This is a genomic window from Uliginosibacterium sp. H1 (genome assembly GCF_036017065.1).
In the GTDB taxonomy this organism is placed as follows: Bacteria; Pseudomonadota; Gammaproteobacteria; order Burkholderiales; family Rhodocyclaceae; genus Uliginosibacterium.
The window spans coordinates 568,407-582,040 of record NZ_JAYXHR010000001.1; the positions used below are offsets into that span (position 1 = coordinate 568,407).

The 13,634-nt window shown below is 67.9% G+C and carries 15 protein-coding genes; 8 read left to right on the forward strand and 7 right to left on the reverse strand.

Annotation, left to right across the window (positions count from 1 at the left end; genetic code table 11):
• Positions 1 to 42: 42 nt before the first annotated feature.
• Positions 43 to 546, reverse strand: coding sequence for a DUF6803 family protein (locus VVD47_RS02520; RefSeq protein ID WP_327601820.1), 504 nt, complete (start codon positions 544 to 546; stop codon positions 43 to 45).
• Between the two features lie 516 nt (positions 547 to 1,062).
• Positions 1,063 to 1,809, reverse strand: coding sequence for an alpha/beta fold hydrolase (locus VVD47_RS02525; RefSeq protein WP_327601821.1), 747 nt, complete (start codon positions 1,807 to 1,809; stop codon positions 1,063 to 1,065).
• Positions 1,810 to 2,208: 399 nt separating this feature from the next.
• On the opposite strand from VVD47_RS02525, the gene VVD47_RS02530 reads away from it, so the two are divergent.
• Positions 2,209 to 2,838 (forward strand): tetratricopeptide repeat protein, encoded by a 630-nt coding sequence (locus VVD47_RS02530; protein WP_327601822.1) that lies wholly within the window; start codon positions 2,209 to 2,211, stop codon positions 2,836 to 2,838.
• Between the two features lie 102 nt (positions 2,839 to 2,940).
• Here the strand turns inward: VVD47_RS02530 and VVD47_RS02535 are convergent, their stop codons facing one another.
• The gene (locus VVD47_RS02535; RefSeq protein ID WP_327601823.1) at positions 2,941 to 3,774 is read right to left on the reverse strand and encodes an AraC family transcriptional regulator; all 834 of its coding nucleotides are present in this window, start codon (positions 3,772 to 3,774) and stop codon (positions 2,941 to 2,943) included.
• A gap of 114 nt (positions 3,775 to 3,888) precedes the next feature.
• Here VVD47_RS02535 and VVD47_RS02540 point away from each other — a divergent pair, with 114 nt between their 5' ends.
• Positions 3,889 to 5,115 carry an MFS transporter gene (locus VVD47_RS02540; RefSeq protein WP_327601824.1) on the forward strand — a complete coding sequence of 409 codons (1,227 nt, stop codon included), beginning with the start codon at positions 3,889 to 3,891 and terminating at the stop codon, positions 5,113 to 5,115.
• 48 nt (positions 5,116 to 5,163) lie between these two features.
• The gene (locus VVD47_RS02545; RefSeq protein ID WP_327601825.1) at positions 5,164 to 6,273 is read left to right on the forward strand and encodes an NADH:flavin oxidoreductase/NADH oxidase; all 1,110 of its coding nucleotides are present in this window, start codon (positions 5,164 to 5,166) and stop codon (positions 6,271 to 6,273) included.
• Between the two features lie 127 nt (positions 6,274 to 6,400).
• Here VVD47_RS02545 and VVD47_RS02550 read toward each other — a convergent pair whose 3' ends face one another.
• The gene (locus VVD47_RS02550) at positions 6,401 to 6,844 is read right to left on the reverse strand and encodes a PACE efflux transporter (RefSeq protein WP_327601826.1); all 444 of its coding nucleotides are present in this window, start codon (positions 6,842 to 6,844) and stop codon (positions 6,401 to 6,403) included.
• A gap of 161 nt (positions 6,845 to 7,005) precedes the next feature.
• On the opposite strand from VVD47_RS02550, the gene VVD47_RS02555 reads away from it, so the two are divergent.
• The 4 genes from VVD47_RS02555 (at position 7,006) to VVD47_RS02570 (ending at position 9,821) form a co-directional block, all read left to right on the forward strand.
• Complete coding sequence (locus VVD47_RS02555; RefSeq protein ID WP_327601827.1) at positions 7,006 to 7,896, forward strand: LysR family transcriptional regulator; 891 nt, start codon at positions 7,006 to 7,008, stop codon at positions 7,894 to 7,896.
• Positions 7,896 to 8,504 (forward strand): trimeric intracellular cation channel family protein, encoded by a 609-nt coding sequence (locus VVD47_RS02560; RefSeq protein WP_327601828.1) that lies wholly within the window; start codon positions 7,896 to 7,898, stop codon positions 8,502 to 8,504. The genes VVD47_RS02555 and VVD47_RS02560 overlap by 1 nt, the downstream gene beginning before the upstream one ends.
• A 244-nt stretch (positions 8,505 to 8,748) precedes the next feature.
• Positions 8,749 to 9,279, forward strand: coding sequence for a tryptophan-rich sensory protein (locus VVD47_RS02565; protein ID WP_327601829.1), 531 nt, complete (start codon positions 8,749 to 8,751; stop codon positions 9,277 to 9,279).
• Positions 9,276 to 9,821 carry an MgtC/SapB family protein gene (locus VVD47_RS02570; RefSeq protein ID WP_327601830.1) on the forward strand — a complete coding sequence of 182 codons (546 nt, stop codon included), beginning with the start codon at positions 9,276 to 9,278 and terminating at the stop codon, positions 9,819 to 9,821. The genes VVD47_RS02565 and VVD47_RS02570 overlap by 4 nt, the downstream gene beginning before the upstream one ends.
• Before the next feature lie 28 nt (positions 9,822 to 9,849).
• Here the strand turns inward: VVD47_RS02570 and VVD47_RS02575 are convergent, their stop codons facing one another.
• Complete coding sequence (locus VVD47_RS02575; RefSeq protein ID WP_327601831.1) at positions 9,850 to 10,293, reverse strand: acyl-CoA thioesterase; 444 nt, start codon at positions 10,291 to 10,293, stop codon at positions 9,850 to 9,852.
• Between the two features lie 213 nt (positions 10,294 to 10,506).
• On the opposite strand from VVD47_RS02575, the gene VVD47_RS02580 reads away from it, so the two are divergent.
• The gene (locus VVD47_RS02580) at positions 10,507 to 11,004 is read left to right on the forward strand and encodes a hypothetical protein (protein ID WP_327601832.1); all 498 of its coding nucleotides are present in this window, start codon (positions 10,507 to 10,509) and stop codon (positions 11,002 to 11,004) included.
• 10 nt (positions 11,005 to 11,014) lie between these two features.
• Here the strand turns inward: VVD47_RS02580 and VVD47_RS02585 are convergent, their stop codons facing one another.
• Positions 11,015 to 11,896, reverse strand: a complete 882-nt coding sequence (locus tag VVD47_RS02585) for an alpha/beta hydrolase (protein WP_327601833.1) — start codon at positions 11,894 to 11,896, stop codon at positions 11,015 to 11,017.
• A 59-nt stretch (positions 11,897 to 11,955) separates the two neighbouring features.
• Complete coding sequence (gene recN / locus VVD47_RS02590) at positions 11,956 to 13,620, reverse strand: DNA repair protein RecN (protein WP_327601834.1); 1,665 nt, start codon at positions 13,618 to 13,620, stop codon at positions 11,956 to 11,958.
• Positions 13,621 to 13,634: the final 14 nt, after the last annotated feature.

Below are 13,634 nucleotides of genomic sequence, written 5' to 3' on the forward strand. Positions count from 1 at the left end.
GGTGCCAATGCACCCGCCAAAACAACATCCCCACATCTCAATTCAATGATGTGCGCCTGGGATGTCGTGCCCACCCGTTTCGAAGCCCAGCACGCCAGGGTCCAGCATCCCGAAGATCATGGCGACGTGCGCCACGATCAGGAACACCGCCACCAGTGCGGCGTGCAGCTTCAGTCTCGTTTCCTCGTCGCTGTGACGCGCAACGAGGTTCATGTCCAGCAGCGCCAACCCGGCCAGCGGAATCACGCCCGCCAGGTAGAAGCCCACCGCGATGACATCCGCCGGCCCGCGCCAGCCGCCCCCGCTCGTCAGCGGCACGACGGCCGTGAAGAACAGGTAGACAAACACCGCGCAGAAGTAGAGGCCGCCCGCGATGCTCGCGATGCGGTTGGCCGTGCGTACTGCGCCGGTGAAGCGGCGCGTGAAGAGGATGTACAACTCGGTGATGGCGACGGTCTCGGCCAGAATGACCGGGATCGCCATGAAGAGGATCAGGTTCCACGGCTGATTGACAGCCAGTAGCTCCATGTAATGTGTCATGGGCATGAGCTTTTCTCCGTAAGACGGACTGCAGGTGCAACGCGGCATCCACGTTGCGACGAAGCGGAATGAAAAGCTCAGCCACGGGGTGGCCTCGGTTCGGGTGCGACAGGGCGGCCCATCCAGGGCTGGACATCGAAGGTCGGCGCAAGATGCGCCAGTGCCGGCACGAAACCGGCGTCTACACTGCTGGGCAACGGGGACATACCGCCCTGGCAACAGGCAAGCTCCGCCCCCCCGGCACAACGACCGTGCGACAGTTGCGCGAGGTCGCCCGCAGATTCAGCAGGCATACGTGCCGTTGCGGCGGTTCGCGTCCCACTCGTCTGCGCGTCGGCAGCATGCGTGGCGCAAAGCTGCACGTGCATGGGCTCGCCCGCTTCCGCCTGCACGGACAGGGCCGGCAGCAGAAGGCAGATGAGCGAGAGTGCGTAGCGCAGAACCACGTTCGACATGCATGCAGCGTAGCCACGCGACGGCCGCCGCATTTCGATCTGCGTCAAACTCCGGGCGGAAAACCACTCATACGGATGACATGTCGTCGCGCAGGACGCGACGACAGAATGCCGCCAGCGCCTGCGCACTCTCCTGCGGACGCACCTGCAGGACGAGATGCGGCGCAGGAAGGCGAACGACTTCGGTGTCGGGCCGCAGGCGTCGCACGCGCGCGAGGTTGCTGGCGGGCACCACGTGATCCTGCTCGCCACGCAGATACATCAGCGGCACGGCGCACGCGCCCAGTTCCGCCTCCACGCTGACGCGGATCAGTTGCCGCACGCGATGAGCGAACACTTCCGGCGCCACCATCGTCAGCGCTTCGGTGGACAAGGCGCTCAGCGTCGACGTGCCATATCCACCCAGCCGCCCGCGCAAGCGCGCGAAAGCCGGGAAATGCCGGAACGGAAACGCCGGCACCAGGGAAGACATCCATAGCGGCAGCCAGTCGTAGGGACAGGTCACGAAGCTGGCACTCAGCACGAGGCCGCGCAGCCCCACCGGCTTGCTGGCGGCGATGCGCAATGACAGCGGACCGCCGAAGGACTCGCCCAGCAGTACGAAGTCGCCTTGCGGCAGTGCCGGTGTCACGAGCGCCAGCAACTCGTCGTAGCCCAGCGCCTCCTGCGTCGGATAACTGATCACCACCGGCTCGATGTCCGGCGGCAACGCGGACAGCAGCGGGCGGAACAACACGCCGGTGCCATCCAGCCCGGGCAGCAACACGAGCTTGATGCGCGCCTGTGTCGTAGCGTTACTCGAGGATGTGCTCATGAAGACTCGCCAGAAGCGCATGCGTGATGGCATGCCGTACTGACGATGGACGACAGGCAAGCGCAAGCGTTCAAATGGCAAGCGTTCAACCGGAGCGACATCTGCGCATCTGGCAAAGGCTGTGAGGGTGCGGGGAAGTGGCGTGGCGTTCGGTCGGCCTGGGTCACGCGGCCGTCCCCAGCGTCGTCGCGTGCGCATTGCCCTTCAGGGTGCTGAAGCCGCTTCGCACACGGATCGATAATCCGCATCCCGACGCGGGATGCCGATGTAATTCCCCGATCTGACGCCGCGATGTCGCGCCACGAGGTCCGCGATGCCCGCGACGGCCACGACGCCCACGACGCAATGCCGGCAGACCCGCCCCCGGAACCGCCCTGCCCACTACCCCGGAGAACTTCCATGCCTGCACGCAATCTGCTGGTCGCGATGGCACTCGCGACCTCGACCACCTGCTTCGCCCAGACCCAACCGGCCACGCTGTCGCCGGCCGACACGGCCGCACGCAAGGCGCACGAACTCGTCGAACAGAACAAGCTCTCCGAAGCGCTGCCGCTGCTCGACCAGGCGCTGGAGGGGAATCCCAACCACGCCCGCGCCGCATTTGACCGCGCGATGATCCGTTACGTGCAGGGCGACCTGGCCGGTGCGCTTGCCGACATCGAACACGCGGCCAGGCTGACGCCCCAGGACTCGCGCGTCGTGGGCGCCCAGTGCGTCATCCGGGTGGCCAACGGACAGGCCGAGAAAGGCGCCGAGGCCTGCCGGTCCGCCCTGCCCAACCAGACGACCATTCCGGTCGTCAATGCGCTGATCTCACGCGGACAGGCCAGCCTGCTGCTGAACGCCGACCGCGAGGCGCTGGCCGACTTCGACGCGGCCCTGCGTCTGGAGCCGCGCGCGGTGCGAGCCCTCTACGGTCGCGGCGTCGCCCGCAAGAAGCTCGGCGATGCCGCGGGGCAGGCCGACATGGACGAGGCAGTCCGCCGTCTTCCCGGGGCAGGCCGCGAGTATCCGAACGCCAGATCCTGACCTGGGTCCGGCAACACCGGCTGGCGCTGCGTACCGGAATCCTCACCGGTCGCGGCGCCGGCAGGTCCAGCGGAGAGTTCGGTGGAGAACTCAGCGGAGAGTTCAGCGGAAGAACATGCTCGGCGGCACGCCGAACTGGCGGCGGAACATGGTGGCGAAGGCGCCGGGGCTGCTGTAGCCAAGGTCCAGCGCCACATCCACCACCTTGGCACCGGCCGCCAGCCGCTCCAGCCCGGCCAGCAACCGGGCCTGCTGGCGCCACTGGCCGAAGCTCATGCCCGTCTCGCGTGCGAACAGGCGTTGCACGGTCTTGGCATCCACGCCCTGCTCCGCCGCCCACTCCGGCACGGTGCGCACGTCGTCCGGCTGCTGGAGGATGGCATCGCAGATGCGTTGCAGGCGGGCGTCGGCCGGGCGTGGCAGGTGCAACGGCAGCGTCGGCAACAGCTCCAGTTCGTCCAGCAGCAACTGCATGAGACGACCGTCGCGTGAGTCTTCCTCGTAGGGCAAGGGCACCTCGATGGCGGCGAGGATCAACTCGCGCAACAGCGGCGACACCACGATCACCGAACAGGCCGGCGGCAGGTTGCCGCGCGCGTCCGGCCGTATGAAGGCAGTGCGCATGCGCACCGCACCCACCATGCGTACGCTGTGCGTCACGCCGGCCGGCATCCACAGGCCGCGCGTGGGCGGCACCACCCACTGGCCTTGCGATGTGCTGACGACCATGACGCCGTGCTCGGCATGCAGGAGCTGCGCCGTGGGATGCACATGCAAGGCGGTCACGTGCCCGGGCGTGTAGTCGGCCGCGATGGCCGTCACCGGCAGTTCGCTGCGGTCATAGCCCTCGAAATGGGCGGGCATGACGGCCTCGCCGGGCGCGATCTGCGGAACCGGGACGCCGGGCTTGCGCTGGCCGTGGGGCGCTGCGGGCACGCTTATGTCCTTTTTACGAAATGTTCATTCCCATTTTCGCAGGACGGGCGCGATCAAGGCCAGTAGCATCACGCTTCGCAGTTTTCGCGCCGGGCGCGCCAAGGATGCACCGCCATGTCAGAACGTCTCGTCCCCTCGGTTGCCAACGGCGGCACCGTACAGGACGCCGCCGCCGAGCAGACCCGTTTCCGGGTGCTGGGGGCGATCAGCTTCTCGCACTTCCTGAACGACATGATCCAGTCGATGATCCTGTCGATCTACCCGCTGCTCAAAGGCGAGTTCTCGCTGAGCTTCACGCAGATCGGCCTGATCACGCTGACCTACCAGATCACCGCGTCGCTGCTGCAGCCGATGGTGGGTGCGTACACCGACAAGCATCCCAAGTCCTGGGCCTTGTCGCTGGGCATGGGCTTCACGCTGGTGGGGCTGCTGGTGCTGGCGACGGCGCCGGACTTCGCCACCGTGCTCATCGCGTCCGCCCTCGTCGGCACCGGGTCGTCGATCTTCCACCCCGAGTCCTCACGCGTCGCGCGCATGGCCTCGGGCGGTCGCCACGGCCTGGCGCAATCCATCTTCCAGGTGGGCGGCAACGCCGGCAGCGCGATGGGGCCGCTGCTCGCCATCTGGGTGGTGATGCCGCGTGGCCAGGGGGCCATTGCCTGGTTCTCGCTGGCGGCATTGCTGGCCATCGGTGTGCTGTGGCAGATCGGCCTGTGGTACCGGCGCGAGCTGGCCCACATCCAGCGCAAACCGCGCGCCGCCACGCATGACAACAGCCTGCCTCGCGGCCGCGTGATGCTGGCCATCGGCGTGCTGCTGGTGCTGATCTTCAGCAAGCACTTCTACCTCGCCAGCCTGCAGAGCTACTACACCTTCTACCTGATCGAGAAGTTCGGCCTGTCGGTGGAGTCGGCGCAGCTGCACCTCTTCGTGTTCCTGTTCGCCGTGGCCGCCGGCACCATCCTCGGCGGGCCGATCGGCGACCGCATCGGCCGCAAGCAGGTCATCTGGTTCTCCATCCTCGGCGTTGCACCCTTCACGCTGCTGCTGCCCCACGCCAACCTGCTGTGGACCGAGATCCTCACCTTCGTCATCGGCTTCATCCTGGCCTCGGCGTTCTCGGCCATCGTGGTCTTCGCGCAGGAGCTGATGCCCGGCAAGGTGGGCATGGTGTCCGGCCTGTTCTTCGGCTTCGCCTTCGGCATGGGCGGCCTGGGCGCGGCCGTGCTGGGCAAGGTGGCGGATGCGCGCGGCATCTTCTACGTGTATGAGATCTGCGCCTGGCTGCCGCTGCTGGGGTTGCTCACCGTCCTGCTGCCCGACCTGCGCAAGCGGTCCTGATTCCTATGCCTGACTCCTGCACATCCTGAACAATCACCGGAAGCCACCATGTCGCAAGCCCTGCTCTTCACGCCGCTCCAGCTCAAGGACATCACCCTGCCCAACCGCATCGCCGTGTCGCCGATGTGCATGTACTCCTGTGAGGATGGACTCGCCACCGACTGGCACTTGGTGCACCTGGGCAGCCGTGCCAGCGGCGGCGCCGGCCTGGTGATGGCAGAAGCCACGGCGGTGTCGCCGGAAGGCCGCATCAGCCCGGAAGACCTGGGCCTGTGGGACGACCGTCACATCGAGCCGCTGGCCCGCGTCACCGACTTCATCCGCTCGCAGGGTGCGGTGGCCTCGGTGCAACTCGCACACGCAGGCCGCAAGGCCAGCACCTGGGCGCCGGGCAAGGGCAACGGGGAGGTTCCAGTGGCGCAAGGCGGCTGGCAGGTGGTGGCGCCCTCCGCCCTCCGCTTCTCCGACAACTACCCGCAGCCGCAGGCACTGGATGCGGATGGCATCGCGAAGGTGATCGCCGACTTCGAGGCCGCGGCGCGCCGCGCGCTGTACGCCGGCTTCGAGGTGATCGAGGTGCATGCCGCGCACGGCTACCTGCTGCACCAGTTCCTGTCGCCGCTTTCCAACCATCGCAGCGACGCCTACGGCGGCAGCTTCGACAACCGTGTGCGCCTCACCCGCGAGGTCGTGCGCGCCGTGCGCAAGGTCGTGCCCGAACAGTTGCCGCTGCTGGTGCGGCTGTCGGCGACCGACTGGGCGGAATCCGGCGGCTGGGACGTCGAACAGACCATCGCACTGGCCCGCCTGCTGAAGGACGATGGCGCGGACCTGATCGACACCACCAGTGGCGGCATGCTGGCAGCGCCAGACATTCCGCTCGGTCCGGGCTACCAGACCGGTTTTGCAGCGCGCATCCGGGCAGAGGCCGGTATCGCCACCGGCGCGGTGGGCCTCATCACCCACGCCATGCAGGCGGAGCACATCCTGCGCACCGGGCAGGCCGACATGATCTTCCTGGCACGTGAGCTGCTGCGTGACCCGTACTGGCCGCTGCATGCCGCCAGCACGCTGCACACGACCACCAGCTGGCCGCGACAGTACCTGCGCGCCGCGCCGCAGGGTTCGACGGCCCGCACGGCGCGTTCTGCCGACTGAGAAGGCGTAACGGAATGGCGTGAGGCGCAGCGTAGCGATTCTGGCCAGGTGCATCGACGCAGGCAGTACGCGCCCGGTACGCCAGGGCGATGCAACGACGCCAGAACCGTTCCGCTGCGGCTTCTCCTCAGCAGCCCTCGCATGCCGGCACCGCCCGGGCGGACGCCGGCAGGCCGAACACCCGGTCGAAGCACCAGGTGAACACCATCGTGTAGAACATGAAGAACACGATGAGGCCGATGTCCATCACCAGCGCCTGCAGCAGGCTGACCTCCAGCCACCAGGCGATGACCGGCACGATGAAGAACACCAGCCCGGCCTCGAAGCCCAGCGCATGCAGGACGCGGCGCAACAGCGTGCGTTCGCGGCTGGCCTGGCGTGCCTCCCAGGCTTCGAAGCCGGTGTTGTAGAGCATGTTCCAGGTGAGCGCGATCAGCGACGTGGCCGCGGCCAGGCCACCGGAACTGGCCGCGTCGTGGTCCGACACCGCCATCACCGCGGCGGTGACCAGCACGATGGCGATCGCCTCGTAGCTCAGCGCCTGAACGATCTTCCGTTTGAATCCTTGCATGACTGTGTTCGACGCCTTTGTCGCAGCGGACTTCCGATGGGCTTGACTTTATGTCAGTGCCACTAACAATGCGAGTCAGCTGATTTCAGTTTTCCTGACAGGTTCCGGATCAAACGGCAACCGGTGCGCTACCCGACGATCCAGACAATCCAGACAACTCCATGAAGCTCTCCAGCGATGCGATCGAAGTCTTCCTGGCGGTGCTGGACCACGGCTCCTTCTCCGCCGCGGCCCGTGCCCTGGGTCGCGTGCCCTCGGCCGTAAGCATGGGCATCGCCAACCTGGAGGCGGAACTGGGCCTGGTGCTGTTCGACCGCAGCGGCCGCGAGCCGGCCCCGACCGATGCGGCCCGCGCGCTGGAGCCGCAGGCGCGTCACATGCTGGTCCAGCTGCGCGAGCTGGAAGCCCATGCCCTCGCGCTGTCGCAGGGGCTGGAAAGCCGGTTGAGCCTGGCCATCGCGCCCGAGCTGCTGGGATGCGACTGGGCCGCCCACCTCGCCACCCTGGTGCAGCGCTATCCGCAACTGGACGTGGAAGTCCTGTGCGCGCCACAGGACGACGCCCTGCGCATGCTGCACGAAGGCCGCGTGCAACTCGCGCTGGTGTTCGAACGCACCCACTTCGACGGCCGCGAGGGCTTCGAGGAGGTCAGCACCGACACCCTGGTCACCGTGCTCGCGCCCAGCCACGCCGCCTACGAAAGCGGCAAGGCTTTCCGCACCGACGAGTTGAACGAGTACCGCCAGATCGTGGTGGCCGGACGCGACGCGGGCCCGGCGGAGATGCGCCTGAAGCTGTCGCAACGCTACTGGCGCACCGACAACCACGAGGTGGCCATCGCGCTGATGCAGGCGGGCCTCGGCTGGGGCATCCTGCCGCACGCGCTGGTACGCCCCCATATCGCCGCCGGCACGCTGGTGGAGATCGCGCTGGAGAATGCAACCGGCATCTTCCGGCTGTGGGTGGACGTGGTGTGGTCGAAACAGCATCCGCTGGGCCCCGCGGCGCGGATGTTCGTGGACCTGATCCGCAAGCGCGACACGGAGGCCTGATGCTGCTCTACCTGTGCGACCTCATCGGCGTGGCGGTATTCGCCATCAGCGGGGCACTGGCCGCCGGGCGTATCGGCCTCGACTGGCTGGGCGTGAGCATCATCGCCGCGGTGACTGCCATCGGCGGTGGCACCTTGCGCGACATCCTGCTGGCGCGGCCGGTGTTCTGGCTGCGCGACCCGATCTACCTGTACGTCATTCTCGGCGCGACGCTGCTCACCATCGTGTGGGGACATTTCCTGACCGTGCCATTGCCGGCCCTGCTGATTCTCGATGCGCTGGGGCTGGCCCTGTTCGCGCTGGCTGGCGCACAGATCGCGGAAGAGGCGAAGCTGCCGCCGATCATCATCGTGCTGGCCGGCACCATGACCGGGGTGGCCGGTGGCGTGGTGCGGGACGTGCTCTGCGACCGCATTCCGCTGCTGCTGCGCGGCGACATCTACGCCACCGCCGCCATCGTCGGCATCCTCGTCTATCTGCTGGTGCACCGCCTCGGCACACGGCGCGGTGCGGCCTTCGCCGCCGGCTTCGCGGTCGTCTTCGGGGTACGCCTCGCGGCGATCGTGTGGGGGCTGAACCTGCCGGTATTCCGCTTCAGCCAGGGCTGAGCAGGCCGCGGCCCTGCGGGCCTGCCCTCGTCTGCCCTCTCTGCCCTCATCTGCCCTTTCGTCTGCCGCGTTCCGGGCCGAATCTGATTCGGCCGTCATGCAGGGGTAATGCTGTCCTACAGGGCCGCCGCCTGCCGCTCGCTAGCATCTGTTCCAGACAAGACGGCAGACAGGACGCGATCCACGCGAGCCTGCTTAGCCCCGGGCCATGGGTCGTTCCCTTCCGCCCGCAAGGAGAGCGCATATGTACTCCAGCACCCTCGCAGCACCCTCGGGCACCACCCGACAAGCCACCACACCGTCACGCTTCCGGCAGGCAGCCATGCCGCGGCTCTGGCTGAACGCCGGCGCACCGCTGTTGCTGGCGCTCGCCGTGCAGGCGCTGATGTACGCCCTGACAGGCGAGCATCCAGGACCGGCACAGGACGGCCTGCCGTTCGCCCCCGCGCCCTGGCTCTCGCTACTGGCCAGCGCAGCCCTCTTTCCGATGTGGGGCGTGGCACGCTGGAAGGCTTGGAGCAGCGGCGGTGAAGGCCGTCGGCAGTCACGCTGGGTGGTCGCCCTGGTCGCCTGGGGCCTGCTGCATCTGGTGCTGGTCGCCAATGCCGGCGCCTATGCCACGAGCTTCCTGAACCTCGCGTCGCTGCTGGTGGTGACCACCGCCACCTGGCATGTTGCCAAGGCGTCCACTGAAGCCGCCTGGTGGCTGACGCCGTCGGTACTCTGGACGCTCTATACGAGCTTCGTCGGTTTCGCTGCCCTCGCGCTGCAATGAACGAGGCCGACCTCTGGCAGCAGATCGTCGAGACCGTACGTTCCGAATTTTCCGATCTGGATGATATCCGCGAGCTCACCCGTGTCACCGTGCGGCTCTGCGTCGCCCTGGTACTCGGAGGCCTGATCGGCCTGGATCGCGAGCGCCACGACAGTGACGCCGGCCTGCGCACCCACATGCTGGTGGCGCTCGGCGCCGCGATGTTCGTCGTGGCCCCCGCGATGGCAGGCGTAGCGCCCGGCGACATGAGCCGCGTCCTGCAGGGCATCATCACCGGCATCGGTTTCCTGGGCGGCGGCGCGATCATCAAGCTCAGCGAGCAGGAGAAGATCAAGGGCCTGACCACCGCCGCGAGCATCTGGCTGACGGCTGCGGTCGGCATCGCCGCCGGCCTCGGCAGGGAAGTCACCGCCATCCTCGCCACCGTGCTGGGCCTGATCGTGCTGAGCCTGCTGCCTCACCTGGAAAAACACATCCCGCGCCGGGACCACGAGGACAAATCCACGGGCACGCGCAAGGCTGCGGACGTAGACCAGGGCTAGCCCCCGCCCCTCCCCAGCTGTCGGGGCGTCAGCCCTTCAGGCTGGAGGGCAGTTCCGCGAAATCCTCGCTGCGTGCCAGGTCGGCCTGCGCTGCCATGATCAAGTCGGGCGGCGCGACCAGCTTGCGTGCCTCCAGGTCCAGCCAGCCGCCGGTGCTGGTCAGCCGCGCCACCAAGGTCTCGTCCACCCAGAACAGGTTGCGCAGGCGGAAGCGACTACCGTCCGGCGACACGCCGGCCAGCATCAGCCCCACCCTCAGGGACTGCAGCAGCTTTACCTCGCGGAAGTACTCGATCTCGTCACGCATCACCACCGGCCCGATGCGCAGGCGCATGAACTCGCTCATCGGCAGACCGTGCTCGGCAAAGAACATCATGCGCAGGTCCGCCGCCTTGTCGAGGTAGGCAGTGTTGCGCATGTGCGCGTTGTAATCCATGTCGCCCCAGCCGGCGACGAACGTCTTCTCGAACATGCCTCTTCTCCGCATCACGTACGCCGGCAGCATGGCACAGGCGGCCCGTCCATGCTGCGTTTGACGACCGTCTGGAAGCTGGATGCAGCTCACGCGCCCTGTCACGCCGTCGTGGACACGGGTGTCGACTAGGCTGATCGGGAGCCGGCTGGTTGGCCGCCTGGATGGCCGGTGTCACCCGGCACATTCGCCGAGCCCTGCAAAGGAGGCACGATGTCCGGACTAACGAACCTGGGTACCTTCCACACCGTGCTGGCGCTGGTCGCCGTGGCTGCCGGCCTGGTCTGCCTGCTGCGCGACCAGGACATCTCGCTGCGCAGCCGCGCCGGGCAGGCGTATGTGGGGCTGACGGTGCTGACCTGCCTGACCGGCTTCGGCATCTTCCAGCGCGGCGGCTTCGGCGCACCGCACGTCCTGGGCATCCTGACGCTGGGGGTGCTGGCGTTGGCGGCCTGGGCGGGTACCGGACGATTCGGCAGGCTGTCGCCCTACGTGGCGACGGTCAGCTATTCGCTGACCTTCTTCTTCCACATGATCCCCGGCCTGACCGAGACCTTCACCCGCGTGCCACTCGGCGCGCCGCTGTTCAGCAGCCCGGAGGACCCCGCCCTGCAGAAGGTGGTGGGTATCGTGTTCGCGTTCTTCGTGGCCGGTGCCGCGCTGCAGGTGCGCCGCCTGCGCAGCGGCCGCGGCGTGATGGCGCGCGCCTAGGCGCGCCCGCTCAGGCTTCAGCCAGCGGCAACCAGCCGTTCTGCCGCAGCCAGCCTTCGGCCAGGCCTGTCCATGCCGCCACGGTGCCGTGACGCGCAAAACGGATGCCGAAGCCATGACTGCCGCGCTGGAAGCTGTGCAGCTCGGCACTCACGCCGGCATGGCGGGCCGCGAGGTACATCCGCACGCTGTTTTCCGGCAGCACCGACGCATCGTCGTCCGGCAGGAAGATGAACAGCGGCGGCGTCTGTGCATTCACCTGGCATTCCGCGCTGTAGCGACGCACGTGCGACTCGTCGCTGCCCAGCAGCGCCTGGCGGGAACCGGCGTGGGCAATGGCGGCATCCATGCTGATCACCGGGTAGCCGAGCAGCACGAAGTCCGGCCGTGCGGACAACGCGTCGGCCGCGTCGACAGCGGCGTACACCTCGCGGACGTGGCAGGTCGCCAGCATGGCCGCCACGTGACCACCTGCGGAGAAACCCAATGCGCCGACATGGTCCAGCCCCCACTCCGCCGCACGCTGGCGGATCAGTCGCAGCGCGCGCTGGGCATCCTGCAGCGGAACGTCGGCGCCGTGATTGTGACCTTCGGCCGGCAGCCGGTATTGCAGCAGGAACACCGTGACCCCCAGGGCATTGAGCCACTGCGCGATGTCCTCGCCTTCCTTGTCCAGCACGATGCGCTGGTAACCGCCACCCGGCGTCAGCAACACGCCGCAGCCGTTGGGATGCGCGGGCCGGAAGACGGTGAGGGTCGGCCGGCGGATGCTGCTCACCGCGCGGTCGCGCACAGCGGGGTCGGCGCTGCGCTCCACGCACTGCAGGTCGAAGTCCAGGCCTTCCGAGCCCGGCGCGTCGCCGGGCCAGAGTTGAAGGATTGCGGGTTTCATGTGCGGATGCTTCCTGTTGCTTCCCGATGGTTCCCGAAGGTTCCTGTCGCTGCCGGCTGTCAGCGACTCAAGCCCAGCAGCTCGGCTGCGTGGCTGCGGGTGGTGTCGGTGATCTTCACACCGCCCAGCATGCGGGCGATTTCCTCCACCCGTCCCGCGTCGTCGAGCTCGACCAGTTGCGAGCGGGTGACGTCACCTTCCGTGTGCTTGGACACGCGCCACTGCCAGTTGGCCTGTGCCGCCACTTGCGGCAGGTGGGTCACGCACAGCACCTGGCGATGCGCCCCGAGCTCACGCAGGCGGCGGCCGACGACTTCGGCCACGCCACCGCCGATGCCGACGTCCACCTCGTCGAAGATCAAGGTCGGCACCGATTGCGACTGCGAGGTAATGACCTGGATGGCCAGCCCGATGCGCGACAGCTCGCCGCCGGACGCCACCTTGGCCAGCGCACGCAGCGGCTGGCTGGGGTTGGCCGCCACCTGGAATTCGATGCGCTCGTTGCCGTTGGCGCTGCCCGCCGCCTCCGGCACCAGGGCGATCTCGAAACGGCCGCCGGACATCGCCAGGTCTTGCATCGCGGACGTGACGGCCGCGGCGAGTTCGGCGGCGGCAGCAGCGCGCAGCTTGCTGAGCTTCTGTGCAGCCCCGTCGTAGGTCTTGCGGGCCTTCTCTTCCAGTTCCGCGAGCTTCACCGGATCGCCGGATTCGCCGATGGCGGTCAATCGCACCGCCAGATCCGACAGCAGGTCCGGCAATTCTTCTGGCTGCACACGGTACTTGCGGGACAAACCCAGCACGTCACCGATGCGCCCGTCCACTTCCGCCAGCCGTGCCGGGTCAAGGTCGACGCGGTCGCTGTAGCGGCGCAGCTCATGCCCCGCCTCCTCCAGGCGGATCGCGGCTTCCGAGATCAGCTCGGCCATCGGCTTCAGCGCGTCGTCGTAAGCGGAAAGTTCGTGCAGGCGGGCGGCCAGTCGCTCGGCTTCTGCAGCCAGTGGCGTGTCGCCTTCACTGACGATGTCCAGTGCCGCCGCCGCGCCCTGCTGCAGTTCGGCCGCGTTCGACAGGCGGGCCTGCTCCTGGTTGAGGGCCTCCCACTCGCTGGGCACGAAGGCCAGCGCCGTCAGCTCGCGCACCTGGAATTCCAGCATCTCGCGCTCACGCGCCAGGCCGGCCTGGTCCTGCTCCGCCGCTTCACGCGTACGCCGGGCGCTCTGCCATTCGCGGTAGTAGGCCGCCAGTTCCCGCGCCTGCAGCGTCAGGCCGGCATGGGCATCCAGCAGCTGGCGTTGCGCGTCCGGGCGCAACAAGGCCTGGTGGGCGTGCTGGCCGTGGATGTCGGCCAGCAGGTCGCCCAGCTCACGCAATTGCGTGGCCGTGGCGGCGATGCCATTCACGTAGGCGCGGGAGCGGCCCGCGCTGTCGATGACCCGGCGCAACAAGGCCAGGCTGTCGTCGTCCCCGGCGAGGTCCTGCTCGGCCAGCCAGTTGCGCGCCGGGGCGGCGTCGGCCAGTTCGAACTCGGCGCTGAGGTCGGCCTTGTCGCAGCCATGGCGGACCATGGCGGCGTCTGCGCGCTCACCCAGCAGCAGCGACAGCGCGTCGAGAAGGATGGATTTTCCAGCACCGGTCTCGCCGGTCAGGGCGCCGAAGCCGGCACGGAAGTCCAGTTCCAGGCGGTCGACGAGGACGAAATCGCGGATCAGCAGGCGACGAAGCATGAGGTCGTTTCAGG

Coding starts and splice junctions, on each gene's coding strand:
- VVD47_RS02520 (WP_327601820.1), bottom strand. CDS start 546: ATGCCCATGACACATTACATGGAGCTACTGGCTGTCAATCAGCCGTGG.
- VVD47_RS02525 (WP_327601821.1), bottom strand. CDS start 1,809: ATGAGCACATCCTCGAGTAACGCTACGACACAGGCGCGCATCAAGCTC.
- VVD47_RS02530 (WP_327601822.1), top strand. CDS start 2,209: ATGCCTGCACGCAATCTGCTGGTCGCGATGGCACTCGCGACCTCGACC.
- VVD47_RS02540 (WP_327601824.1), top strand. CDS start 3,889: ATGTCAGAACGTCTCGTCCCCTCGGTTGCCAACGGCGGCACCGTACAG.
- VVD47_RS02545 (WP_327601825.1), top strand. CDS start 5,164: ATGTCGCAAGCCCTGCTCTTCACGCCGCTCCAGCTCAAGGACATCACC.
- VVD47_RS02550 (WP_327601826.1), bottom strand. CDS start 6,844: ATGCAAGGATTCAAACGGAAGATCGTTCAGGCGCTGAGCTACGAGGCG.
- VVD47_RS02555 (WP_327601827.1), top strand. CDS start 7,006: ATGAAGCTCTCCAGCGATGCGATCGAAGTCTTCCTGGCGGTGCTGGAC.
- VVD47_RS02560 (WP_327601828.1), top strand. CDS start 7,896: ATGCTGCTCTACCTGTGCGACCTCATCGGCGTGGCGGTATTCGCCATC.
- VVD47_RS02565 (WP_327601829.1), top strand. CDS start 8,749: ATGTACTCCAGCACCCTCGCAGCACCCTCGGGCACCACCCGACAAGCC.
- VVD47_RS02570 (WP_327601830.1), top strand. CDS start 9,276: ATGAACGAGGCCGACCTCTGGCAGCAGATCGTCGAGACCGTACGTTCC.
- VVD47_RS02575 (WP_327601831.1), bottom strand. CDS start 10,293: ATGTTCGAGAAGACGTTCGTCGCCGGCTGGGGCGACATGGATTACAAC.
- VVD47_RS02580 (WP_327601832.1), top strand. CDS start 10,507: ATGTCCGGACTAACGAACCTGGGTACCTTCCACACCGTGCTGGCGCTG.
- VVD47_RS02585 (WP_327601833.1), bottom strand. CDS start 11,896: ATGAAACCCGCAATCCTTCAACTCTGGCCCGGCGACGCGCCGGGCTCG.
- recN (WP_327601834.1), bottom strand. CDS start 13,620: ATGCTTCGTCGCCTGCTGATCCGCGATTTCGTCCTCGTCGACCGCCTG.